This window comes from Colwellia sp. MB02u-6 (assembly GCF_014077095.1).
Classification (GTDB): Bacteria; Pseudomonadota; Gammaproteobacteria; order Enterobacterales; family Alteromonadaceae; genus Cognaticolwellia.
In genome coordinates this window covers 170,376-196,033 of record NZ_JACGVG010000025.1, presented here as the reverse complement: position 1 = coordinate 196,033, position 25,658 = coordinate 170,376, and the positions used below count along the sequence as shown (strand labels likewise).

At 39.5% G+C, this 25,658-nt stretch carries 18 protein-coding genes and 3 pseudogenes; 12 read left to right on the top strand and 9 right to left on the bottom strand.

The genetic code is table 11. From position 1 onward, the window contains the following. Window positions 1–2: 2 nt before the first annotated feature. Window positions 3–1,367: a hypothetical protein gene (locus H4J46_RS02185; protein ID WP_182231929.1), complete on the top strand. Its 1,365-nt coding sequence runs from the start codon at window positions 3–5 to the stop codon at window positions 1,365–1,367. Window positions 1,368–1,585: 218 nt separating this feature from the next. On the opposite strand, the gene H4J46_RS02180 is transcribed toward H4J46_RS02185, so the two are convergent. After that, window positions 1,586–2,608 carry a hypothetical protein gene (locus H4J46_RS02180; protein WP_182231928.1) on the bottom strand — a complete coding sequence of 341 codons (1,023 nt, stop codon included), beginning with the start codon at window positions 2,606–2,608 and terminating at the stop codon, window positions 1,586–1,588. An 88-nt stretch (window positions 2,609–2,696) separates the two neighbouring features. On the opposite strand from H4J46_RS02180, the gene H4J46_RS02175 reads away from it, so the two are divergent. Together H4J46_RS02175 and H4J46_RS02170 are read left to right on the top strand one after the other, a co-directional pair. Then, a complete protein-coding gene (locus tag H4J46_RS02175; RefSeq protein ID WP_182231927.1) occupies window positions 2,697–3,062 on the top strand; it encodes a hypothetical protein in 366 nt (121 codons plus the stop codon). Window positions 3,063–3,064: 2 nt separating this feature from the next. Further along, on the top strand, window positions 3,065–3,643 hold the full coding sequence (locus H4J46_RS02170) for a hypothetical protein (protein ID WP_182231926.1): 579 nt from the start codon (window positions 3,065–3,067) through the stop codon (window positions 3,641–3,643). A gap of 1,427 nt (window positions 3,644–5,070) precedes the next feature. On the opposite strand, the gene H4J46_RS02165 is transcribed toward H4J46_RS02170, so the two are convergent. Further along, window positions 5,071–5,988: a LysR substrate-binding domain-containing protein gene (locus H4J46_RS02165; RefSeq protein WP_259365655.1), complete on the bottom strand. Its 918-nt coding sequence runs from the start codon at window positions 5,986–5,988 to the stop codon at window positions 5,071–5,073. A gap of 121 nt (window positions 5,989–6,109) precedes the next feature. On the opposite strand from H4J46_RS02165, the gene H4J46_RS02160 reads away from it, so the two are divergent. Together H4J46_RS02160 and H4J46_RS17625 are read left to right on the top strand one after the other, a co-directional pair. After that, window positions 6,110–7,363 (top strand): D-amino acid dehydrogenase, encoded by a 1,254-nt coding sequence (locus H4J46_RS02160; RefSeq protein ID WP_182231924.1) that lies wholly within the window; start codon window positions 6,110–6,112, stop codon window positions 7,361–7,363. A gap of 585 nt (window positions 7,364–7,948) precedes the next feature. Then, window positions 7,949–8,292: pseudogene (locus H4J46_RS17625) on the top strand (LysR family transcriptional regulator); the annotation flags it as partial. 170 nt (window positions 8,293–8,462) lie between these two features. Here the strand turns inward: H4J46_RS17625 and H4J46_RS02150 are convergent. Next, window positions 8,463–9,293: a mechanosensitive ion channel family protein gene (locus H4J46_RS02150; protein WP_182231923.1), complete on the bottom strand. Its 831-nt coding sequence runs from the start codon at window positions 9,291–9,293 to the stop codon at window positions 8,463–8,465. 571 nt (window positions 9,294–9,864) lie between these two features. Here H4J46_RS02150 and purT point away from each other — a divergent pair. Beyond that, on the top strand, window positions 9,865–11,055 hold the full coding sequence (gene purT, locus H4J46_RS02145; RefSeq protein ID WP_220462905.1) for a formate-dependent phosphoribosylglycinamide formyltransferase: 1,191 nt from the start codon (window positions 9,865–9,867) through the stop codon (window positions 11,053–11,055). Between the two features lie 862 nt (window positions 11,056–11,917). Here purT and H4J46_RS02140 read toward each other — a convergent pair. Then, window positions 11,918–13,747 carry an ABC transporter ATP-binding protein gene (locus H4J46_RS02140; protein ID WP_182231922.1) on the bottom strand — a complete coding sequence of 610 codons (1,830 nt, stop codon included), beginning with the start codon at window positions 13,745–13,747 and terminating at the stop codon, window positions 11,918–11,920. After that, a complete protein-coding gene (locus H4J46_RS02135) occupies window positions 13,748–14,197 on the bottom strand; it encodes a hypothetical protein (protein ID WP_182231921.1) in 450 nt (149 codons plus the stop codon). Between the two features lie 352 nt (window positions 14,198–14,549). On the opposite strand from H4J46_RS02135, the gene H4J46_RS02130 reads away from it, so the two are divergent. Both H4J46_RS02130 and H4J46_RS02125 read left to right on the top strand, forming a co-directional pair. After that, window positions 14,550–15,362, top strand: a complete 813-nt coding sequence (locus H4J46_RS02130) for an alpha/beta fold hydrolase (protein ID WP_182231920.1) — start codon at window positions 14,550–14,552, stop codon at window positions 15,360–15,362. A gap of 3 nt (window positions 15,363–15,365) precedes the next feature. Continuing rightward, window positions 15,366–17,837 (top strand): EAL domain-containing protein, encoded by a 2,472-nt coding sequence (locus H4J46_RS02125; protein WP_310650190.1) that lies wholly within the window; start codon window positions 15,366–15,368, stop codon window positions 17,835–17,837. A gap of 137 nt (window positions 17,838–17,974) precedes the next feature. On the opposite strand, the gene H4J46_RS02120 is transcribed toward H4J46_RS02125, so the two are convergent. Beyond that, the gene (locus tag H4J46_RS02120) at window positions 17,975–18,451 is read right to left on the bottom strand and encodes a histidine phosphatase family protein (protein WP_259365653.1); all 477 of its coding nucleotides are present in this window, start codon (window positions 18,449–18,451) and stop codon (window positions 17,975–17,977) included. A gap of 196 nt (window positions 18,452–18,647) precedes the next feature. Then, window positions 18,648–19,994 (bottom strand): short-chain fatty acid transporter, encoded by a 1,347-nt coding sequence (locus H4J46_RS02115; protein WP_404851643.1) that lies wholly within the window; start codon window positions 19,992–19,994, stop codon window positions 18,648–18,650. A 265-nt stretch (window positions 19,995–20,259) separates the two neighbouring features. On the opposite strand from H4J46_RS02115, the pseudogene H4J46_RS17620 reads away from it, so the two are divergent. From H4J46_RS17620 to H4J46_RS02105, 3 genes and pseudogenes are all read left to right on the top strand, one after another. Then, window positions 20,260–20,509, top strand: a pseudogene (locus H4J46_RS17620) (LysR family transcriptional regulator); the annotation flags it as partial. 332 nt (window positions 20,510–20,841) lie between these two features. Continuing rightward, window positions 20,842–21,837: a catalase family peroxidase gene (locus H4J46_RS02110; RefSeq protein WP_182231917.1), complete on the top strand. Its 996-nt coding sequence runs from the start codon at window positions 20,842–20,844 to the stop codon at window positions 21,835–21,837. Window positions 21,838–22,254: 417 nt separating this feature from the next. Continuing rightward, window positions 22,255–23,346 carry an alkene reductase gene (locus H4J46_RS02105; RefSeq protein WP_182231916.1) on the top strand — a complete coding sequence of 364 codons (1,092 nt, stop codon included), beginning with the start codon at window positions 22,255–22,257 and terminating at the stop codon, window positions 23,344–23,346. A 398-nt stretch (window positions 23,347–23,744) separates the two neighbouring features. Here H4J46_RS02105 and H4J46_RS02100 read toward each other — a convergent pair whose 3' ends face one another. Next, window positions 23,745–24,152 carry a PaaI family thioesterase gene (locus H4J46_RS02100; RefSeq protein WP_220462904.1) on the bottom strand — a complete coding sequence of 136 codons (408 nt, stop codon included), beginning with the start codon at window positions 24,150–24,152 and terminating at the stop codon, window positions 23,745–23,747. A 158-nt stretch (window positions 24,153–24,310) separates the two neighbouring features. After that, window positions 24,311–24,913 carry a flavin reductase family protein gene (locus H4J46_RS02095; protein WP_182231915.1) on the bottom strand — a complete coding sequence of 201 codons (603 nt, stop codon included), beginning with the start codon at window positions 24,911–24,913 and terminating at the stop codon, window positions 24,311–24,313. Between the two features lie 257 nt (window positions 24,914–25,170). Here H4J46_RS02095 and H4J46_RS17035 point away from each other — a divergent pair. After that, window positions 25,171–25,628: pseudogene (locus H4J46_RS17035) on the top strand (transposase); the annotation flags it as partial. Between the last annotated feature and the right edge of the window lie 30 nt (window positions 25,629–25,658).

Below are 25,658 nucleotides of genomic sequence, written 5' to 3'. Positions count from 1 at the left end.
GGATGTTTTTCTCAAACAAGTATTTTATTCAATTCGTTGTTATTTTTCTCCTAAGTGCCTGTGGCGGAGGTAATAGTAGCGATACCGTGTTAAATCCACCACTAGTAACAACGCCGCCTTTAACGGCTACATGCGTCAATCCTCATTCTGCTGACTACCCTGAATCATATAAGGGTAAATTTGAAACCCCCTCCCCCAGAGGTAAACTTTCTAGCCATATAGTGAGAGGTATTAGTTTTAAAGACTACTCCCCTAGTTGGATTTATGATGGCCTATCCCAGTCTCAACGCGATAATTGTTCCAGAGATGAATATGTAAAATTAATGTATCTTGAAGCATTACAAGCAATGAATGCTTCTGGTGCACAAAGGGTTTGGGTTTACAATTATGGTCAGTGGAACGATAGCCAAGAACCATGGGTAGTAGCCGAAGCTAATTATCATACGCCTAAAAAATATGTAGAATATATTGTCGAGCAAGCACGTTTGCTCAACATCGATATTTATTTTTCTTGGCAGTTTACTCAAAACAATGTCGATGGCGATATTATTGTTGAGCAAGGTGAGAAACTCACGTTGAACAAGCTTAAAATTATATTGGATGCACATCAAAAAAATATGATTATTCAGGCAAAACATGCCCAAAAAATAGCTATAAAAGGGATTTCAGCTGACTGGAACGCGATGTGGCTCACCTTGCACACCGACGAATTAAAAGAATATTATATTGAGCGGTTTGCCGAAATTATCGATGATATCAGAGCCAATTTTGACGGTAAGATTACTTGGGGGCAAATAGGGACTGTAATTAATGATCAACGAATATTTTCCAGAGTAGATAGTATTTTAATCAATGCGTTGCAGTGCTGCGGAAATCAATTTAACGCCGAAGAAGATGCCAAGCTAACAACGGAACTAGTAAAGCAGAAAACCTTTGAATCACTGACCAATCAGCATATGCAAATATATTGTGGTGATATTAACCAACCATGCTGGCACGGTACGTCAAATATAGAATTACCGGTAACACTTATTATTCAAGTGCAAAGCCGTGAAGACTTTTTTCTCAATGGCTGGAAAGAAGATGGTTTCTGTACCCCAGGAAGTTTAGAAGATGGGACTGAAGTCAGTTGTATTCAAGAAAGTTTTGTCACTGACTTTTCTGTGCAATCAGTGGGGATAGAAGGCATTATGCAAGCGATTGAGGAGCAAGATACCTTTATGATTAACAGCGTCGATATTCATACCGGCTATTGGCTTTCACCCACGTTAACTCCCAATTTTGAAGGTTTCCCTAACACCTCTCAATCTATCCGCGGTAAACCGGCAGAGGATATTGTTAAGTATTGGTATACCGGACAAGAATAATTCACCTCATGTTAACGTAATGGCCGGTAAATTTACCGCTCATTACTTCTACACCCACAATGAGCTAGAAGTACATAAAAATCGACTGTGGATTATTCTTAGTCATTTTATCCGCGTAAGTAGAACGAATTATCCATCATGCGCTTAACCTCACCTTTAACACTTAGCCATTAATAGTGATTGAATTGCCATTTTTATAGATACTATTTAAGCAGCGACTAAAAAACAAACGGAGAAACATACTCATCGTAAATATAAACTGCAATTTCTAGTCCGCCAAATACGATAGCGATATCACGTACCAAAACGAGTGTTTTATTTTCTTTATTTGCATTAATCTCTTCGTCCAGTGGTATTGGGAATAGTTCGTCAAGATGATCAAAATCCACATATTTACCTTCCGCATTAATAGCCAGTAGCTCTTCTTGTTTTTTTAAGGTGAGGTCATTGTTTGCGTCTTTAATCCAGCTGTTAATGACATTTAAAGGTATAGTCATTACGAAATAAGTAATTATGAAGAAAAATATCGTTTGAATTGCTCGCCATACTTCAGGCCACCAGCCCTGTGAAACGTCATATGATAAGGTGGATACCACCCCTGCTAACGCCATGAAGTAAATGGCGGTCCAAGGTACGTAAATGACATATTTTAATCGAGTGAAATACTTTATAGCATCTTCATGAACCCAATATTGCTCACGTATCTTTTCAGCCGTCTTAGCTAAAAGAGCCTTTTTTTGATGCTGTTCAGCAAGGGCATGGCATAATTCTGAATTTAATTTGATATAGTCCGCGCATCCTCTCCCATATGCTGCTTTCATAGCCACATCTTGAAATGGCGGATAAATCATAGAAATAACGTCTCCAGCATCGTTAAAGACAAAATGCACTTTCGGTTCTGCTCTATAAGTGAAGGTAAATCCTTTTGTTTCATGACGAATAAAAAAAGATGAGTGGCAGGCTTCATCAACTCCAGCGCCGTAAGCCGTATCAAGCATATACTGCGACGTAGCACCCTCAATATATTCTTGGGCGATTCGGGCAAGAAAGCCATCAATTATCAACTGCCTTACTTGGGCATGATAAATATGGCTAGGCCTACAACTATATGTAAGGCTGCCATCTTCGTTTAGAATATAGTTATATTGGGCAACGTCATATTCTATATTATAGCCCCAGCCATATGCGTACTGTAGCTGTTGTTGCACGGCATCATAATGCCGACGGTCTTGCACGTCCAATATGCTGCGACGGCAAGCAGGACAATGATCCCACAGGTTGCCTGAATAGTTGCAAAAGTATGAATCACAGCAACGTTCGCAGTTTCTCATGTGGGACAAAGATATGCTCAACTTTGTTATTATAGAATTATCTAGCACTGATTATAACGCAACTGTAAGCACCAGACATCCAATTTTTTGTAAGAGCTATTGTTCCATAATTTGCAAATTAACAACAAAGGCGGTGCCGGATGCCTCCATTGCAGTATTGCCCTTTGTGAATATGTCATCAGATAGCGAACAAGAATATTTCTCAGACGGTATCTCTGAAAAAATACTCAACGTGCTGGCACAGGTGCCAACACTTCACGTGACCTCCCGCTCTTCAGCCTTTACCTTTAAAGGCAAGGTATCAGTCTGCCCGAGGTGGACAATATACTTGAGGGCAGCGTTAGGCGCTCAGGTAGCAAAATAAGAATGACCGCACAGTTAATCGAAGCGACAAGTGATAAACATCTGTGGTCAACCACCTACGACAGAGAAATGCTTGACATTTTTGCGGTACAGGACGAAATTTCTACCGCTATTATCACAGCACTTAAAGAAAAATTGGGCTTAAATGCTACCATTCCTAGCAGAGACACCCGTGAAATTAACGTGGCCGCAGACAACGAATACCTCAAAGGCCGGTATTTTATTGTGCGCAGAACCCCTGACGACATTGAAGCAGCATTGGCGCATTTCGTCAAAGCCACCGAACTAGACCCTTTATATGCCCAAGCTTGGACGAACGTTGCCCTGGCTCAATTTTTATTGGGTGAAACCAATTACGGCCAAACGCCTCAGTCTATTACCTTTCGGCAGGCCAATATCGTCATCGACAATGCAATGGCAATTAACCCAGAGCTCTCCGCGGGGAATGGGCTAAAGGGGCTGATACACATCAAAAATAATAATGCTATTGCCGAAAAATTTCTGACTAAAGCAATCACGCTTGATGGCAGTAATGCGCAGGCCCATGGCTGGCTTGGGGCGCTATTATATTTAGGTGGCTAGTATCAGCAAAGTTCACTGGCCTTGGAAAAATCCGTAAAACTTGACCCGCTATCGATAGCCTTAAGTAGCATGTACGCAACAGCTTTAGCGCATTAAGGCCATTTTACGCAAGCCGAGCAGCAAGTAGAAAAAATTCTGGGCTTAAATACTAATAACCCGCCGGCCTACGAACTTCTGTCGGATATACGAAGCCTGCAAAACCGCCAAGGCGAGGCGGCCTGATTGCTGCACAAGTCGCTGCAGTTGTCACAGGGTAAATTCACTGGTAACGACTACAATTCTACAACACGGGCGATGATGAAACTCAATCTGGGCGAGACCGCAGCGGAGATCCTTAAAACAACCCCATATGACTACCTTGCACTATTGGCGCTGCATCAATGGGATGAATATGCAGCGACTGTCCGAGTTATATTTCCCCGCAACGATAATGATATATTAGGGTTATCAATACTGGGTAACGCAGAGGCCATGGTGGCGAATACGCCGCCGCGGTGAGATGGTTTGAAAAAGTAACTTTTGATAAAAAAGTATAAGATTTCTCCGAAATATACAGCTACCTTAGGGAGGGTCTTACACGATTGGCAATCAATATTTAACAGTAGCCTTGGCTAAGCTTAGATCTGCCCAGAAGGTTGGATTTAACACTGTTACTGTTGCGGCAGAGCTGAGTTATCTACAAGGCGATATTGATAAAGCCATTAGCATCCTTGAAATCGATATTAATGGTGCTGCTGTATACAGATTGACTATAGATACCATCCCATGTATGAAACGCTCAGGGGCCACCCTAACTGGCCCACTCTGCTTATTAAATCTGAATTGACAGTGATAAAACAGCAGGCTATTTATTGGCAATTAAGCGAACAAGACGCAACGGTTGCCTATGTCTTAGCACGGTCAATATAGAGTTGATCATTGCAGGAAAAAAGCATTTACCTGCACAAGAAAGAATAGCAAACGCTAACAGGCCAAGAGCATGGGTAAAAATAAAATGTCATTTTTCATAAAGTGACGATACGAGTTGCTTCATATTTTCATCATTGACGTCTCTTTTAAATCCTTGAGGGTACGAAATACTGAGATTTCTCGTCTATTACTCAACTGTTTTCACATAGTTTAGCATTCAAAAAAACGTCTCTCACTGTTGTGCTAACAAGCTGTGAATATTGCTTGTTTATGATACTTAACGGCTTTTATTCAAACAGAATTATTTGAGGCGGTGCTCTACTTTGTGCGGGCAAGTATATTATCAAGCTAAACCGCTCTTTGTCTTACACTGCATGGCTTAGTTGAGCAATGCAATAGCTATTATTTTTGGCTACCTTTTAGTGACTGTTATAGTTTCATTCATTGTGAAGTCTCTTCTACTATTTATTTATATTTTTTAGTTAACCTGAATTCTGATTGGTTAGCTTGAACTTTGGTTAGTTAATAAAGTTTTGTTTTTCATCTAATAACCATTGCTTAAAGCAGTTAATGGCTGAAGAAGAATGATGTTGGATCAGGTAATAACCTGCATTGGCTGCTATGGGATTAAATGGCGAAACCAGCTTTCCTTGTTTAAAATCGTCTTCAACTAAGGCATATCGAGCCATGGCTATACCTATTCCTGCTTCGGCTGCCGCCATAGCCATATCAGTTCGATTAAAATAATGCCCCTGCTTACTGTCTGCTTTAATGCCCATGTGCTTGAACCAATATTGCCACTCGGTATTTTTGGTTGCGCCATGCCATGGCTGAGCATCATGTAATAGCGTGACTGACTGCCAAATAGTTTGTTGGTTTTCGGCAGAGGTATCTTGCCAGTTAAAGGCTTTAAAATATTCAGGACTCATCACAGGAAGCAATTGTTCAGATAAAAACAAGGCACTTTTTTGCTGAAAATTAGCCGATTGGCTGTAATCAATGGCTAAGTCAAAGTTATTGCTTTGATGGTCAACTAGCGCACCTTCAGCAAATGTTTGAATGCTAATATTGGGATAACGATTGTAGAATATCTCAAGGCGAGGCACTAACCATTTGAAGGCAAAAGAAGGCGTTAATTTTAATCTTACCTCGCCATCGAAATTTTCTTCTTGATGTAACGCTGCAATTACCTCGCTTATATCTTCAAGACTGCTTTTTACTACTTTATATAATTGTTGGCCCGCTTGAGTTAATCGAACGCCTCGCGAGTGCCTTTCAAATAGGGTTATTGAAAGTTGTTCTTCTAGTAAGTTTATCTGCTGACTTATCGCACCTGTTGTAATGTTTAAATAAATGCCAGCCTGAGTAAAACTGCCTAATTCGGCCGCTACCTCAAACGTCACTAAACCCGATGCTATGTTACCTTTTAATTTCATCAATACTCATAGCCTTTAGAATTACTAAACACAGATATTAATTAATATCGATTGTAGAAGATAGGTTTTTTTTACATAGTATTTAACTATTTTGTGATTTAACAACATTTAAGTGATCAGTATGAAAGTTATCGTTTTAGGCGCTGGCGTAGTCGGGCTAACCTCCGCATGGTATTTGGCTCAAGCAGGACATCAGGTAACGATTGTTGATCGCCAAAGCCGAAGTGCTGAAGAAACCAGTTTCGCCAATGCAGGCCAGTTATCTTATGGTTATTCATCTCCTTGGGCTGCCCCGGGTATTCCACTAAAAGCGTTAAAATGGTTAACCCATAAACATTCGCCACTTATTGTAAAGCCAAGTGCTTCACCGATGTTTTATCTTTGGCTGATGAATATGCTGAAAAACTGTAATGAGAGTCACTACCAGGTTAATAAGAACCGTATGTTGCGCGTGGCGAATTACAGTCGAGAATGCTTGTCTGATTTAGCTAAAAATCATGCCATAAAATATCAAGGTCGTCAGCGAGGAACGCTACAAGTTTTTCGTCACCATGCACAGGTTGAGGCAGTGCAAAAAGATATGAAGTTATTAGCAGAGAGCGATGTACGATTTAATCTATTAAATGTTGATGAGTGTGTTAAAGCTGAACCAGGCCTTGCTTTGGTTAAAGATAAGCTTGTTGCTGGGCTGCACTTACCCGATGATGAAACGGGCGATTGTTACCAATTTTGTCAGCAGCTTACTGACATGGCTAAAATGGCGGGTGTTGAGTTTAAATTCAATGTTCAGGTAAATAAATTACACCTTGATAATACTAATATTACGGGGGTAGATACCTCTATTGGTGAGCTTAAAGCTGATGCTTATGTTGTCGCACTGGGTTGTTATTCTATGAACTTATTGAAGCCAGTAGGTATTAATTTACCTGTTTACCCTGTCAAGGGCTACTCACTCACTATTCCAATGACCGATGAACAATTTTCGCCTGTTTCGACCGTGATGGATGAAACGTACAAGGTTGCTATAACACGTTTTGATAATCGAATTCGGGTGGCAGGTACGGCAGAATTAAACGGCTTTAATTTAGATCTACCTGAAAAAAGAAAAGCCACTATCGCTATGGTGGTTCAGGACTTATTTCCGAAAGCAGGTAACTTAGCCGAGGCAGAATTTTGGACGGGGTTACGCCCTATGACGCCGGATGGCACGCCTATTATTGGTAAAACTAAGATAACTAATTTATATACCAATACTGGGCACGGTACACTGGGTTGGACTATGGCTTGTGGCTCGGCAAAACTATTAGCGGATATAGTATCGGGCAATGAACCTGATATTGACGCGAGTGGATTAGATTCATTTAGGTATGTGTAATAGCAAGGGCAATAGTCGCTGCTAAAAATTAGTAATGTAAAAAGCAGTGCCGGAGCATAGGTAAAAATAAAACATAATTTTTTATAAAATGAAAATACATCATGCCTCATATTTTCCATATTAACAGTTCACTTACATCATTAAGAGAGTGAAGGTCGGCGACTTCTAGTCTATTACTCAACAGTTTTCATAGAATTAAAAACAAGCGCTTTATGCTATTGTGCAAACCAACTCTAAATATTATTTATGATGATGCGGTGCCTAAGGCTGTTGGTGGCAAGCAAAGTCTTTAATAAAAAAACAGTCAAAACTGGGCATTTGGTGGCAGGTAAATACAACCCCCCTCTGCCTTACCTGGAAATTAAATACCTTTGATATTTTTCTTACAAATATCAGCGTTTTTTTATCCTAGATCCTCAAAAAATAAAAAATTCTGTTAATATCTTCGACCACATCATCCCTTCAAATTTTCAGTGAGTCGAATAATATGATTGATACTTCGAACATAATTTTTTATTTTTTCGGCAATATATATAGCCAAACCACTTGAAGATTATAAACCATCATTTGGCACAATAAGAAACATTAACTATCGCCATTCAAACGCTAGAACAAGAAATTGGGCTAAAGTTAATTAACCGTGCGGAAAAAACGCTTTATTAACTGCTGAAGGTTAAGTGCTATATATATAAAAGTTGTCTACTTAACTATTAAGCCAAGTAAAACAAGTTGAATTAGAAGAGTTAAAAAATCTCGAACGGGGCACCATTCGTTTTGGCGTTTCAGCCATGATGGGCTATTACTACTTCCCAAAAATATTGACCACATTTAAACAAAAACATCCAAAAATAAAAATATACTTAGTTGACCAAGATACAGCAGCGCTGGAAAAAATGTTGCTGAACGGCGAATCAAACACCCACATTATTAATGAAAGACAAGTGTTGTGGGGAGTAAAGTAATATTGCCATAAGTGACTGCCAACGATCCCTTGTTGGCTGCAATGCTTTGGATTAAAGGCACTTGGTTCCAGCGCCACTAAATGTCAGTTTAGTGGCGCCTGTACAAAATTCGAATAATGCAATAGGTTCACTAATCACTAAGACTTATAAATATGCATGTCTCGTTGAGGGTAGGGAATGGTAATACCTTCCTTATCGAAGGCTTTTTTCACTTTTTCATGCATATCCCAGTAGTAAGGCCACAGGTCATCGGTAGCAACCCAAGGTCGGAACATCAGATTGACTGAGTTATCGCCGAGGCTGCCAACACAGATTATTGGATCTGGATCTTTCAGGGAGCGTTCGTCCTCCTCAAATAGCCGTTGGAGAATGGCCTTCGCTTTGTCGATGTCGTCGTCGTAGTGTATCCCAAAGGTCATGTCGCAGCGACGATTTTTGTAAATACTGACATTTACCAAGGTGGCATTAGATAAGCTGCCATTTGGAATGACAATACGTCGGTTGTCAAAAGTATCCACCACAGTATAGAGAATCTGGATTTCGGTGACCGCACCATGAAAACCTTGAGCTTCGATTGTATCGCCCACTTTGAAAGGTTTAAAAATCAGGATCAGCACACCGCCAGCAAAATTGGCTAGGCTTCCCTGTAACGCAAGTCCTATCGCCAGACCAGCAGCACCGATCACCGCAATAAACGAGGTCGTTGCAATACCGATCATCGAGGCGACTGAAATAAGTAGCATAACTTTCATGACTGCACTAGTTAGTCCACACAGAAACTTATTCAGTGTTGGGTCTTTAGCGCCAATTTTTTTGTCTAGAACTCCAACAAAGCGGTTGATCAGCCATAGACCAACAACCAATGTAATAATAGCAAGCACAAACTTAGGTGCGTAAGTGATCACCAGCGATATACCTTGATCTATTAACTGCGAAACATTTATGTTTGTTCCAATAATTTCTTCCATTCAGTGGTTCCCTGCTTGAGATGAGTTACTATTTGAATATTATAAGGACAAACACGGTAACACATCTATGCAACAGACCCAGACTGTAGTGAGTTTAGAGTATGTAACCTAATGATTAAAACAAAGTCATAAAAAGTAAGATCTGACGTTAAATAATCTTGTAGCTTAGTATGGTTAGAAACACGTGAATTACGCTGAAGAGGTATATTAACAGCTAACTTACATCATTAAGAGAATTAAGGTCGGCGATTTATAATCTATTACTCAACAGTTTTCACAGAATTAAAAACAAGCGCTTTATGCTGTTGTGCAAACCAACTCTAAATATTATTTATGATGATGCGGTGCTTGAGGCTTTTGATGGCGAGCACAGTCTTTAATAAAAAAACTGTCACAACTGGGCATTTGGTGGCAGGTAAATGCCCCCTCTGCCTTACCTGAAAATTAAATACCTTTGATATTTTTCTTACAAATATCAGAATTTTTTTATCCTAGATCCTCAAAACATAAAAAAATTCTGTTAATATCTTTAGCCATATCATCCCTTCAAATTTTCAGTGAGTCGAATAATATGAGTGTTTCAATTTTTGGCAGTGCAAAAGCGAATAGTGCGACAAAAGCCCTTCTTTTAGGCTCGGGAGAACTAGGTAAAGAAGTTGCGATTGAATTGCAACGCTTCGGTATTGAAGTGATTGCGGCAGATAGTTATAAAAACGCACCGGCAATGCAAGTCGCGCATTCGTCCCATGTGGTCAGTATGCTAGATGGTGAGAAATTAGCCGAAATTATTCGCGCCGAAAAGCCTGATTTTATTATCCCAGAAGTAGAAGCAATCGCCACAGATACCTTACTTGCCTTAGAAGCAGAAGGTTTTAATGTGGTACCCACAGCCCGTGCGGCAAAACTCACCATGGATAGAGAAGGTATTCGCCGCCTCGCAGCTGAAACATTAGGTATAAAAACGTCACCCTATATATTCGCAGACAGCAAAGAAGAATATTTATCCGCAGTTGATAAAATAGGTAAACCTTGTGTGATAAAACCCGTCATGAGCAGCTCTGGTAAGGGCCAGAGTGTTGTAAAAAGCGATGCTGATGTAGACAACGCATGGACCTATTCTCAAGTTGGCGGTCGTAGCGGTGAAGGTCGTATTATTATTGAGGGTTTTGTGCCCTTTGATTATGAAATAACGCTATTAACAGTGAGTGCCGTTGACGGTATTCATTACTGCGCCCCTATTGGTCACCGTCAGGAGGATGGCGATTACCGTGAATCTTGGCAACCACAAGCAATGTCAGCGCTAGCACTGCAGCAAGCACAGGATATCGCGAAAAAAATAGTCACTGAACTGGGTGGATATGGTTTATTCGGCATGGAGTTTTTTGTCAAAGGCGATCAGGTTTATTTTAGCGAAGTCTCCCCTCGTCCTCATGATACTGGATTAGTGACCTTAGTGTCACAGGATGCTTCAGAATTTGCCTTGCATGTTCGCGCCATTTTAGGTTTTCCTATTGGTCGTATTATTCAGTATGGACCAAGCGCATCAAGTGTAATTTTAGGCAATGGCGTATCCAATGATATTAAGTTTGCCAACCTAGGTAAAGCACTTGGCAGCGTCGCCGGTGCGCAAATCCGATTATTTGCCAAACCAGATATCAATGGTCATAGGCGTTTAGGTGTCGCAATTGCACGTGGTGAAACAGTTGAAGAAGCCATTGATAATGCCAAGACTGTCTCGAATAACGTTAATATTATTTATTAAATAACACCGCTTAAATTTTTCTTCAGTATTTTTATTGACAGTATAAAGGGTAACTTAGGTTACCTTTTTATCTGCCTGCCAACTCACAAAACACAGCTATCGCTTAATAAAAGTACAGATTCAGCATGAAAAATTTGAAAAATAACACACAACCACGACTTATTTTATAAAAAATTTAAATACAGTTGCTTACATGAAAAACACCCACATAAAAGCTAAAATAGTATCAACTCAGCAGATAATGAATCACAACAATTAAGCCACAAAAACCACCTCAATGTCAGTTATAATTTAGCGAACTATCATGCCATATTCAATGCCGTCAGTCAGGATAGCGCGAGTCGTATCGTCAAGTATTTAAATGAAAATGGTTATATCGTTTCTATTCAAAATCTTATCGACAAGCCGCTTGATCCTCCTTTTACACCTACCATCTCTATTATGAGATCGCGCTGGGGGCATTACATGATTACGGAAAAATTAAGATGTTACAGCAGGCAGACTTATTACTATTTTAGAGCAAGTAAAATTCACCAATACAGACCGGTGTTATAGGTAAAATAAAATGTTATTTTTCATAAATTCAAAATAGATCATGCCTAATATTTTCCATCTTGCCCAGTGGCGACCACCATTTCGCTTTACTCTCAACATCATCAAATCATCTGATAAAGCACCTTTATTTTTCCGATAACGTCTATCAATTTTTTTGCTATTTGATAAGTCTCTAACTTTGATAAGTCTATAATATAGTCGCTTAAGTTAGATTCAGTTATCTCGATAAACAGTAATGAAAATGCCACTCATTGTGTGAGTGGCATTCGTTAGCAGAGGTTAATTTGAAGCTTATCTATTGTTGGTTTTAATCTAATCCCAAAAAACCACCCGTTTGGTGAGCCCAGAGTTGCGCATAGATCCCCTTGGTATTAATGAGCTCTTGATGGGTGCCTTGTTCAACAATACGGCCTTGATCTAATACAATGAGCCTATCCATGGCCGCAATGGTCGAGAGTCGATGAGCTATGGCTATCACCGTTTTTCCTTCCATTAATTCATACAATGACTCTTGAATCGCCGCTTCAACTTCAGAATCTAATGCTGAAGTGGCCTCATCTAATAACAAAATAGGAGCATTTTTTAATAACACACGGGCAATGGCAATCCGTTGACGTTGGCCACCTGATAGTTTTACCCCACGTTCACCGACTTGAGCATCAAGCCCTTTATTACCAAAGGGATCGGATAAACTTTCAATAAAGTCAGCCGCTTGTGCTTGAGTGATTGCCGCCATTAATTGCTCATCACTTGCATCTGGATCGCCGTAAAGGATATTCTCACGGATCGAACGGTGCAACAACGATGTATCCTGAGTCACCATACCAATATTTGCCCGTAATGAATCTTGAGAAATATCGGTTATAGGTTGATTATCAATGAGTATTTGACCTTTTTCGACGTCATAAAAACGCATTAATAAGTTCACTAAAGTCGACTTTCCTGCTCCGGAACGCCCGACAAGACCCACTTTCTCACCCGCTTTAATATTCAGGTCTAACTGCTCAATGACGCCCGTTTTTTCGCCATAATGAAAACAAACCTGATTAAATGCTATTTTACCTTGATTAACAATAATGTCTTTGGCGTCGGGTTTGTCTTGGATAGCAATGGGTTTAGACAGAGTACTCATACCATCTATCACAGTGCCTATATTTTCAAACAGTGAACTGATTTCCCACATGATCCATTTTGACATGCCGTTTAGGCGTAAGGCTAAACTTACCGCAATAGCAATGGCACCGACAGTAATCGCACTGTCAGTCCATAACCAAATAGACACAGCGGTAATGGTAAATGCTAAAAGATAATTGATGAGTTGTACCAAGACATTAATGACAGTGACCAAGCGCATTTGACTATAAACGGTTGTTAAAAAACCCATCATACTGTCTTGAGCGTAGTCAGCTTCTTGGCTGGTATGTGAGAATAATTTCACCGTTGATATATTGCTATAACTGTCAACAATGCGGCCAGTCATGTTTGAACGCGCATCGGCTTGTTCTGTTGATATCACTTTTAGCTTTGGGACTAATTTCCATTGGATCAATACGTATGCCACGAGCCACGCGAGCATGGGTAACATTAAACGCACATCAGCAGCGGCAATCATAACCAGCATAGAAGTGAAATAGACTAAAATATATATCAGTACATCCAGTAACTTCATGACCGTTTCACGCACCGCAAGTGAGGTTTGCATGACCTTTGTGGCAATTCGGCCAGCAAAGTCATCTTGATAGAATGACACACTTTGCTTGAGTAAATAACGATGCGCTTGCCAGCGAATGGCCATGGGGTAGTTACCCAAAAGCGTCTGATGCACGATAGAGGAATGTAACCAAACAATCACAGGAATGACCACTAATACCATCACCGACATAGCGATAAACCTTGTGCTTTCATCTTGCCACAATGTTTGCGGATTTTTGGTCACTAACAAATCCACTAGTTGGCCCATAAAACCAAATAGCGACACTTCTAAGATAGCGAGTACCGCCGTAAGTAACGACATGATAATTAATGGCAAACCAAATCCGCGGGTATAATGGCGGCAAAAGGCATATAAGGTGTTAGGTGGTTGGGTGGGTTCTTCTTGTGGTAATGCTTGGGTCAATGATTCAAAAAATTTAAACATCTAATGCTCTGACTTCATGATGAAAATCTTGGCGCCTAGGATAACGTAAAATCGCCACATGTAATGGGTTAAATTGTTACTATATACGAAACAAATGAGTTCCGTTTCCCGCGAGTCGTGGTGGTTGTGCCGCTGTAAGGTAATAATATTAATACGCAGTGCAGAATATGTTGTGATGCCTTGACCAATAGCTTCAAAAAATTGCAACTCTCTGTCGGTCAGTATCTGTATGTTGACAGCATTTTTAGAGGTTATTGTTCGTGATGGGTTTTTACATGTTTTTTCAAGAAGTTCTGCTTTAACAAAAATTTTATTTTTCATTACTTGTTTTATGCCAAGGAGTAATTTTTGAGCTGACTCTTGGTTATTAATATAACTTAGCGCAGTACAATTTAATGCTCTTTCTGCATACAATTCATCATCGTGCATTGATAAGACGATAATCCCCATTTGTGGTCGCCAACAATAAAAACATTTTTTACTTTTAGTCCAGACACTGACAAGATGGAAAGCATGAAGAATCATATTTTGTATTAACTTATGAAAAATAACGTTTTATTTTACCCATACGCCCTGTAGGATTTTTAAAATAAATATTTTGGTAGTTTTGTGTTTTAATTATTTGCGCTATAATTTTTATATACATAGCACCGACACACGGGATGGCAGAAGCACTTCAACTTACCAAAATATATTTTAGCAAAAAAAACACCCTTCACACTAGATTTTTTATGTAGCTTAGAGACCAACGATTTGTAAAATAGATGTTTATGCTCCTTTCAACAATGAGGAAAAAACCACAATGAATATCATCACTAGGAACAATGTCAGAGTATGCGGTAAAGGCGCTAAAACAATTGTCTTTGCACATGGCTATGGTTGTGATCAATCTATGTGGCGAAGAGTCAGTCCGTTCTTTGAAGATGAATATAGGGTGGTATTATTTGACTATGTCGGCGTAGGTTTGTCTAATGCTGATGCTTATGATCCTCTGCGTTATTCAAGTTTGGCGGGTTATGCCAAAGATATTGTTGAGATTTGTACAGCACTTGATTTGCAAGATGTGATCTTAGTAGGCCATTCGGTCAGCAGCATGATTAGCCTGTTAGCTGCAATCGAAGTTCCCCATAGAGTCTCAAAGTTGATCATGATTTGCCCAACCCCACGATATTTGAACGACCGACCCGATTACATAGGTGGCTTTGAACATGCCGATATTGAGGGTTTGCTCGATACAATCGATCGCAATCAACCAGGTTGGGCAAGTCATCTCGCCGGTATTGTTGTAAATAACCCCGATCAAGCAGAATTGGCACAAGAACTGGAAGCCAGTTTTTGTGCCATGGATCCTGCCATAGCTAAGCGTTTTGCCAAAGCAACTTTTTTGGCGGATAACCGTTCTGATCTGGTTGGTTTTGACAAGCCCTGTTTGATCCTTCAGTGTCAGGAAGATTTAGTTGCACCGAATGTCGTAGGCCATTATTTACATCAACATTTGCTTAATAGTCACTTGCAGCAGATGAAAGCGACCGGACACAGCCCTCATATGAGTCATCCGCTTGAAACCATCACATTGATCCAAAAATACCTTGCCAGCAATGTAAAGCAGAACTAAAAAGTGGATATTTCAAAATTTAATCTTATGGAGGCACCCTGCGGCTTGTTTATCTTTGATGACAGCTTAAGGTTAATGACGGTTAATCAAACCTTAGCCACTATGCTTAACCTTACTATACAAGATTTAGTGGGGAAAAATTTGGATGTAATACTGACATCATCCAACCGTTTGCAGTTTCATCTGCAAGTGATGCCAATACTGCATCTTCAGGGGCATATTGAAGAGATTTCTATGTCTCTGGCTGACGCGAAAGGGATCGAAATCCCAGTCATTTTTAATGCCATGCAACGAGAAGTTGAGGGGAATGCCTATACTGAATGTGTGGTCATGGCTATGAAAGAACGTAAACGTCTGGAAGATGAGTTGTTTAATATAAAAAAAGCAACTGAACAAGTGCCCGGTTCCCTTTATCAATTTCAGCTTTTTGCCGACGGGAGTACCTGCTTTCCTTACACGAGTGAGGGAATACGTGATATCTATGAGTTAAGCCCGCTACAGTTAAAAAAAGACGCAGATTTAGCGTTTAAACGCATTCACTTGGATGATATAGAGGTGCTCAAACAAGAAATTATGGATTCTGCCAAAAACCTCACTGTATGGCATCAACAATATCGTGTGATTTTACCCAAAGCGGGCATCCGCTGGCTAGAGGGTAATGCCACCCCTGAAGCCCGTGCCGATGGCAGTACATTATGGCATGGTTATGTTGACGATATTACCGAGCGAAAAGCGTTAGAAATTTCGTTGTCCAACGAATTTGAACGCACGCGAGTGACGCTAAGTTCCATCGGCGATGCGGTTATTACCTCCAATGAGCGCCAAATGGTCGAATACATCAACCCCATTGCAGAGCAATTAACTGGCTGGAAATTAGCCGATGCCATAGATCAACCAGTATCTAGGGTATTTAACATCATTAATCAACATACTCGGCTGGTGGCAAAGAGCCCTATTGCTCATGTTTTGGACGATGGCACCATTGTTGGGCTGACTCGCGACATAGTATTGCTCAGTAAGGATGGTAGTGAGTATTCGCTGGAATTCTCTGCAGCGCCAATTTTTACCCTTGGTGATATAATAACGGGTATCGTTATAGTTTTTCGTGATGTAACTGGCCAAAAAAAACAGAGGGAAGAAGTGGAGCATCATCGTGCCAGTCATGATCATTTGACTGGACTGGCGAACCGCAGAGAGTTTGATCATAAATTACTTGAAATGTTTGAGTCATCAATTTCTACTGGTGTTGCACATGTATTGTGTTCCATCGATTTGGATCAGTTTAAGATAATCAATGACAGCTATGGACATTCTGCTGGAAACACACTGTTAAAAGAAATTTCGGCGATACTTACTCTAAACTTGCGTGACAAAGATCTGGTGGCGCGAACCGGGGGGGATGAATTTTCTCTTTTACTTGAGGGTTATGATCTCAAAACGGCTCAACAAATAGCACAACAGGCTTGTGACAAAATTGCGAACATTCGTTTTTATCACAAAGGTAAGTTTGTTCACGTGAGTGCCAGCATAGGCGTAGTAGATTTCGATGGGAAATGGGAAAATGCCCAGGCAGTGCAACAAGCTGCCGTTAGCGCCTGTTTAGCTGCGAAACATCAAGGTGGCGGTCGTGTGCAAATATATTCAGATACAGATTTAACTGTAATGGAGCTGCGAGGTCAGATGCAATGGGCTTCTCGCTTGCAACAAGCCATTGATGAAAATCGCTTTGAACTTTTTGCCCAACCCATCATGGCACTTGATGAACAAGCAGAACAAGGACTACATTTTGAAGTTCTATTGCGCTTACGTGATACAGATGGAAGCCTGATCTCGCCTGCATTATTTATGACTTCCGCTGAACGATTTGGTTTAGCTGGGAAAATCGATCGTTGGCTAGTAAATCGAGTCTTAAAGTGGATGAAAACCTATGCCCATGAGTTGGATAAAATTAATATAATCGCAGTAAACTTATCAGGAAAGTCGGTTGGTGATCGTGATTTTCATCACTTTTTGCTCGAGGCATTGGATCACGCTCAGGTACCAGTACAAAAAATTTCATTCGAAATTACTGAAACAGCAGCAATCGATAACCTAGATATCGCCACTGAGTTTATTACTATGCTGCATCAGCGCGGTGCGAAAATATCCCTCGATGATTTTGGCAGTGGTATGTCATCAATGGCTTATCTTAAAAAACTTGCGGTTGATTATTTGAAAATTGACGGACAGTTTGTAAAAGATATGACAAACGACAGAGTTGATTGTGCGATGGTTCGTAGTATTAATGAAATTGCGCATTTAACCGGAAAAGTCACTATTGCTGAGTTTGTTGAAAATGCCGATATATTGATGTTATTAAAAGATATAGGTATTGATTTTGCCCAGGGATATCACATTGGCAAACCACAGCCAATTAATGAAATTTTTGCCTGGAAAAATATAACGAATACAAGACTAAGCGGTGAAGATCAGTAAATGGAGTTTTCGTCGACAACGGGGTAATAGCGTTGAACGTTGTTAACCCGCTACTTTAACGTTTCTGACCCTGTTGATTATTGAAGATAAACCCTGTGTTGATAGACATTGAAAATATTGTTAACGCATCTAGATAGTCATTCAACCGCGACTCGAACCGCCTTGTGTGTTCGTGTGTTGTAGGCAACAATCTCGCCGGACGAAGCCCCAATTCCAGATATAGCCTGGATTACCACTTGATGCGTGACCATTAGTGTAAGACTATTTTGGCTGAGCGCTGCAAGCTTTTTTTGCAGCAACTTAAGTGTTTCATTGCGATCAGCATGCCCTTCAAAAAATGAGTTAAGACCAGCAAATTTTTCAACTTCGCCAAGTTGTAGAAGTTTAGCTGTTTCGAGACAACGACACCAATAGCTTGAATAAATTTTATCAATCACTATAGCCGACTGCTTTAACTGCTGCCCTAATGAGATAGCTTGACTTCGACCAACGGCATCCAGATTTCTCTGTGTATTGTATTGGGTAATAACAAAATTAGCGGGATCACCAAAACCCGGAGCAATAGCATGGCGCATCAATAGTACGTTGGCATCGATTTTCCGTAGCTTATCCATAATAGAATCAACATTTGTCGTGGCAAACGCGTTCTGCACGCTAGCTGATAATATGACAAGAACTAATAATAAATTACCTACTAGCATGTGTTTTGAGCCACTGTTGGTTAATCTTATGATTAATACAGTCACCTGATGTAACATATATTACATAAAGTGACTTAACACCGAATTTGAAACAGTTTATAGAATCCCTTTATAAAAAAACCAATCCTAATGATATAACAATGCCAGAATAGACAAGTATAACTAAACAATAGCCCATAATATCTCTTGCTCCAAGTTTAGCAATCCCCAATAATGGTAAAGCCCAAAATGGTTGTATCATGTTTGTCCAAGCATCACCCCATGCAATTGCCATTGCCGTTCTGGCAGTATCTACGCCAAGTTCAATGGCTGCTGGCATCATAATAGGTGCTTGAACAACCCACTGTCCGCCCCCCGAGGGGACAAAAAAGTTCACAACGCCTGCACTTAAAAAAGTAAATAAAGGAAAAGTATCTACTGTAGAGATATTAACAAAACCTTGTGAAATATATCCAGCAAGTGAAACACCATCCGGACCCATAAATTTCATCAATCCCATTATTCCAGCATAAAAAGGGAATTGTAATAAAATACCACCGACATTTTTAGAGGCATCAGCCACTGCACGTACTACTTTAATCGGGGTGCCATGTAAAATAATGGCAGTAAATAAGAAGATAAAATTAATTATATTCAAATTTAAAGCAAATCCATTTTCGATAAAATAAGAGAAAATAAAACTATATCCTAAAACACCCAGTGCTCTATTTATCCATTTTGAATTTTCAAGCTTTTGGGCTGGCGTCATATTATTTTTATCTAATGTTTCCACTATTTCAGCTTCAAATAAGTTGGTATCCACTTCAATGGTTTTTTCTTTTGAAGGATGCATAAACTTTAGAATAAAAGGTAATGTAAGTACCAGTATTGCGACAATAATTAAGTTATATGACGAAAATATGGTTTCGCTTGTTGGAATAGCTTGTGTTAATGCACCATTTGTTATTTCTGCTAGACCAGTAGATGAGGCAATCGTTAATGGAATAGAGCCTGAAAAGCCTGCATGCCAAATCAAAAAACCTACATAGGCAGAAGCGATTAATAATGGATAATGAACACCTTTTACTTTATGAGCGACTTCTCTCGCAAAAATTGCCCCAATAACTAAACCAAAGCCCCAGTTAATAAAACTGGCAACCAATGCAACAAAACTGACCAGAAGTATCGCTTGTCCTGGTGTTTTTGAAAATCCAGCGAGTTTAGATAAATATTTTTTAAACACATCGGTTGTTGCTAATATGGTGCCAGTGACCAGAACCATTGCCATCTGCATTGCGAATGACAAAATAGACCAAAAACCTCCATACCAAGCTGTGACCAAATCTATAGGAGAGCTTTGTGTAAGAGGTATAGCGGCAATAAACACAACAAAGGTCAATATAACGGCAAAAACAAATGGGTCAGGAAGCCAATTCTTCACCAAACTAACAGAGCTGTCAGTAAACTTAACAAATATGTTTTTCATGTTATTCCTTTTTTTAATATCCGATTTTTAAGCACTTAACAAATACCACTATTCTTCGCCCTTCACTCGAGTTTAGTGTTACTTCGTATCAAGCTGGTGTTACATTTTTGACATTCTTAAAGCTAGCAGAGTAGATACTTGATACCAAGTGCTTTGGTAATTTCTTTAACAACAACTAATTGATACTGCCAATATAGTGTTTTATTTTTCGCGGCTATATCTATAGCCAAACCACTTAAAGATCATAAACCATCATTTGGCACAGTTTTGCCAACAGCCACTGGTGTTATTTCATGAAAAATATTTTTACGTGAAGTTGTTAGTCTGTATGCAAAAAAAATCACTTAGCATTAGATGTTCGCATTGAAACTACTTTTATTGAGCTGCAAAAGTCATGGGTTCGCAATGGCGTTGGTATTAGCACTTGTCTAGCGCGTATTTTACAAAACGAGCAGCAGATGACATCCATACCCTTTGAGCCAAAAATTGGATTAAGCTTAACGGTTTTTATCTGCTTAGTAGAGAGCGCTATTTGAGGTTTTCTACACTAAAAACCAATATTTATGATAGAAAAATAATATTAATTGATAACAAGGCTTGAATATCTAGCTATTAATCTACATTTAATATGAGCCTATTACCCAGAGCTCTACAGCACTAGTATATACCCTAAGTATTCAGCCTATGCCTTATCTATTTATTTTTAATAGCTTTCGCTGACATCAGAATTTTTAATCACTTTCACTGGTCTTATAAATAATATTATGATCTTAACCGCAAAGTTTTTCGTATCTTGCGATTACCTTTAAATTACTGATAGAACTATAAAGGAATACAAATGACGCATAACCTCATCACCTCAAACCTTACTGCTTTTTTTCTCCTGGCAGTTGCTACTGCAACCTCGACTGCAGTTGCTAGTGACAAAAAAATTGAAGCAAATGATTTAGTTGAAATATTCGAAAAGTTAGGTGGTAAACATCCGGGCTATAGAAAAGCACATGCTAAAGGTCTATGTGCCTCTGGTACTTTTGTGCCAGTACCCAATAAGTACTTTACAGGAGCTGCCTTATTATCGAACGGTGAATTACCCGTATCTATGCGTTTTTCAGTAGGTGGTGCTAGCCCAAGTAGTGATGAGAAAGCCCCTGGCACGCGTGGTATGGGCATGCAAATTCAACTACCTGATGGCGCTTTACATACTTTTACAGGTAACAACTTCCCCGTATTTGCCGGCAAAAACCCAGAAATTTTCCATGGCTTTTTATCGACTTTACTGCCTGATGAAAATGGCAAAGCTAACCCCGCTAAAACCATGGCATTTGTCCAACAGAACCCTAGCTTACAAGCTCACGTTATGTGGAATAAAAACGCTAAAACAGCCGCGTCATTCGCCAATACTGAGTTTTTTGGTTTGCACACCTTTTACTTTGACCAAGCCAATGAACAACAAACTAAGTTTCGATGGAATATTAAGCCAAGCTTAGGGGTGAAAACACTAGAAAAATCTGAGGCTGCTAGCATGCCAACTGAATTTTTAGCTGATACTTTTGCGCAACAACTTAAAGATGAAACCATTAGTTTTAGCATTATGGCGAGCTTAGGTGAAGCAAAAGATAGCAACATTGATCCTTCGCAACAATGGCCTAGTGATCGCCCTCAAGTGACACTTGGTACGGTAACCGTTAAAACAAGTGGTGGCGATGCCTGTAAAAATACTAACTTTGATCCTAATGTTATGTCGGCAGGCTTTACACCCAGCGCTGACCCTATATTAAGAATGCGTTCACCGGCTTATGCTATCTCTTTTGGTAAAAGATTGAGCGGTCAATAAATGATTTTCTAAGTGTTAAAAGTGTTAAATATAAAATCGCGGTGCTGAAAAATGAAGGGGGGCTAGTTTATGCTCCCACCCCTTTACTCTTAAAACTCAAGATTTAAGAGTAAAGGATGATGGCCGCTTTTAAATAAATTAACAGCGAGCTATAAAAAATCCAAAATGTATCTTGGAAAATTGAGTGGAAAATGAAAGTGACTTAGTCAATTTAACTCGCACTTAACATTACATTTCAATGCGAATGCTGCATTTACATATCACTACAAGTTATTACAAAATATAAAAATAATGTTTTTATATTTTATGAGACAATCATATTAATAACTAAGATCGACATCTAGTGACCTATTAACGTGACCTATGAAATAGGTTTCTACATAAATTATCTTCATAAATGAACAAGGAGACAAAAACTTGTCTACACCTACACTTTTTTCGACGGCAACCTTCGCTAAAAATTCCCTCAAGAATCGTTTTGTTCTTGCCCCGTTAACCCGCGGTCGTGCAGGTCCAACTCGCGTCCCTAATGAATTAATGGCAGAGTATTATCAGCAGCGCAGCACTGCTGGCTTAGTGATGGCAGAAGCGACCACTATATCTGCAGAAGGCAATGGTTGGGTAAACTCACCAGGTATTTATACTCAGGAAATGGTCGAGGGTTGGAAGACAATTACTGAGCGTGTACATCAGCAAGGTAGCCAAATTATTCTTCAGCTTTGGCATACCGGACGAGCATCTCACAGTGACTTTCATGACGGTGAATTGCCGCTATCAGCTTCAGCAGTAAAAATTAATGGCGATCAAATTCATACCCCTGAAGCTAAAAAAGACTATGAAGTGCCGCGCGCTATGACAGTGCAAGATATCAAAAGAACCGTTGAAGACTTTCGCAAAGCAGCTGAAAATGCAAAGGCAGCAGGCTTTGATGGCGTTGAAGTTCATGCCGCAAACGGCTATCTCATTAATCAGTTCCTTGATGCTAGCACCAATCAGCGTGACGATGAATATGGCGGTAGCATTGAAAATCGTACGCGCTTTTTAAACGAAATACTTGAAGCGGTATTAACGGTATGGCCTGCGGAAAATGTTGGTAGCAGAATTTCGCCCAATGGCATATTCAATGATATGGGCTGTGATGACTACAGAGAATTATATACTCATGTTATAAAGCGTTTTACTCATTACCAGCTTGGTTTTGTGCATATTATGGATGGCTTAGCTTTTGGTTTTCACGAACTTGGAGAACCAATGACCCTGGAAGATTTCAGAAGTTTATATCATGGCCTTATTATTGGTAATTGCGGCTACGACCAGGCGAAAGCTGAAGCGGTAATAGGTTTAGAAAAAGCTGATCTGGTGGCTTTTGGTCGCCCCTATATTTCTAACCCAGATTTACCTCAACGTATGCTTAATGACTGGCCATTGGCGCCATCTGACGATGCGAGTGATTGGTATGGCGGTGGCGCTCAAGGTTATACTGACTATGAGACCTACAAGTCCGCTTAGGTTTACAACATAATTGCGGGGATAAGTTTGTCTATTGTAGACATGTCCCTGTTGATACTGCTTAGGCGCTAGATCATGAAAAATCCTAAGGAGTAAATTACTTGTATGGTATTTGTCGTTTAAGGTGACAAATACCACCTTTACTACTGACCGCATCGCGACAAGAGTAATAATATGACTAGGCCACATACGTACAATACAAGAATAAGCCCAATGAGTCAGAACGAATGTACTGGCTAAACTACAAAACCTTGACCAATTTTACTTGACCACTTCAGTCATTAAAAGAAGGCTAAAAACCCTTACAACCCTTTAATCACCGCAGATATTTAATTTCTTATATTTAGCGAATACAAAAGTGCTGATAATTAACTAGCTAATGCTCACTAGGATAAATTTTATTTAAATTTTGGTATTGAATATGTGCCAACCACATGTGCTACAGCTTTTGCATAGCCTTCAGAATATAAAGAAACTTCACCAACGATTAGTGACTTCCCTACTTTTAACAAAGTACATTTAGCAATAATATCTTTCGTTGATGAGGGCTTTCTCATAAAGTTAATCGTCAAGCTGGTGGTAACAGCAAGTGCAACTATGCCTATTTCACCTAAAATAGCGACGTATAAAGCGCAATCAGCAACCGTCATTAAAACCGGGCCTGATACCGTACCACCTGGCCTTAATTCATCAAATCCAACAGTGTGTCTTACCGTTGCTGACTGTGCTCCAACAGCTTCAACAGTGCACTTAGCCTGAGGAAAATCTGTTCTCATGAAATTTTCAATTTCTTGCTTAGTTGCCAAAATAGTTCTCCAAAATAGTTATTCAAAAAAGCTCAGCTAAGTGTGAATAATAGCTTAAAGTGCGAAGCCTAGCATGTCCCTACACCTTGAAATAATATCGCTTTATTGTCTTATTAACGGTAACTAATAATAGGCTGTAACGATAGACAGTAAACATTTTAAGGTCGCTTAAGTTCTATATTTTTAGATGTTAGGCTAAAGTGATTTCCACCCATTTTACCAACAGAATCAATTAACTTTTGGTTTATATTGCCATCTTCATATAAGTCATCTCTGACATAAACAAACTTTACATCCAAAAGAATAACTGTGCCACCCGTAGGCAAATCACTGATCGGAATTATCTCTCTTAAGGTACACTCATAACGTATGGGTGAGGCTTGCACTGAGCGAGGCATTACTTGATAACTAGCGCAGCACTCAACGTTTGCGAAATCGAATTCACTTTCATCTTTATTAAGACTGGCACTGGTCATGTTCATTTTTTCTAATAAAGCCGAGTTAACTATATTGACCACACATTCGCCAGTTGCCATTAAGTTTTGTAAGGTATCTTTTTCAATACCACTTCGCTGGGTTACCTCAGTATAAAGCAGTACAGGAGGATTACAGCTGGCAACAGTGAAAAATGAATAAGGTGCTAAATTATCAATACCCTCCGGTGAACGCGTACTAATCCATGCAATGGGTCTGGGCGTTACACCACCATTGAGGAGACGATATTTTTCTTGGTTTTCTAATACTGAAACATCAAAAATCATTTGTTACTCCATCCCCCTAGTGTTCAAGTTTAACAGCATTACTCTACGTTTTTTTTACCACTAATCCGCTGTTTTCCTGCTGAAAATAATTAGTGACTATGATAAATTACAACTATAAATCACAATAATAAATGACTAAAGGTTTTACACCTCTACCTCTAGCAAACCTATTGCTGTTTCACTTTAAATGCTAAAGTTAGTCACCTTGGTACAAGATCTCAATCGTACTTGATTCTATCACTCACAACACGTATTAGGTGGGTGATATTACTTATATTGCCACACATCAGGGTTGGTGTTATTTGGCCTGCGTTCTTGACCTATTAACGAAAGAAATTATCGATTATGCCCTATCACAATCACCTAATGCTCAATGAGTAAAAGAGGCATTACTCAATGCGATGAAACATCAGCAGCCAAGGACTAACCTGTTAATGTTCCATTTAGATCAAGGTGTTCAATATTCTGCCTTTGAGTTTAGAAATGCGTTAGCAAAAAATTAAGATCACAGCCAGTATGAGCTACCAAAAAAATCTTTGGAACAATGGAACAATGGAACAATGGGACAATTTTTTAGAAGTTTAAAAACTGAACGTCTAAATGCTATTACTTTTATCAATTATCAAGAGGTATGAGCAAAGTTGAAAATTATATTCAGTTTTGTAATTATAAACCTCGATTTTCTGCTAATGATTACATGACACTGCATCAATAATTAAACCCGTTAAAAAAGTGACTTAAATAC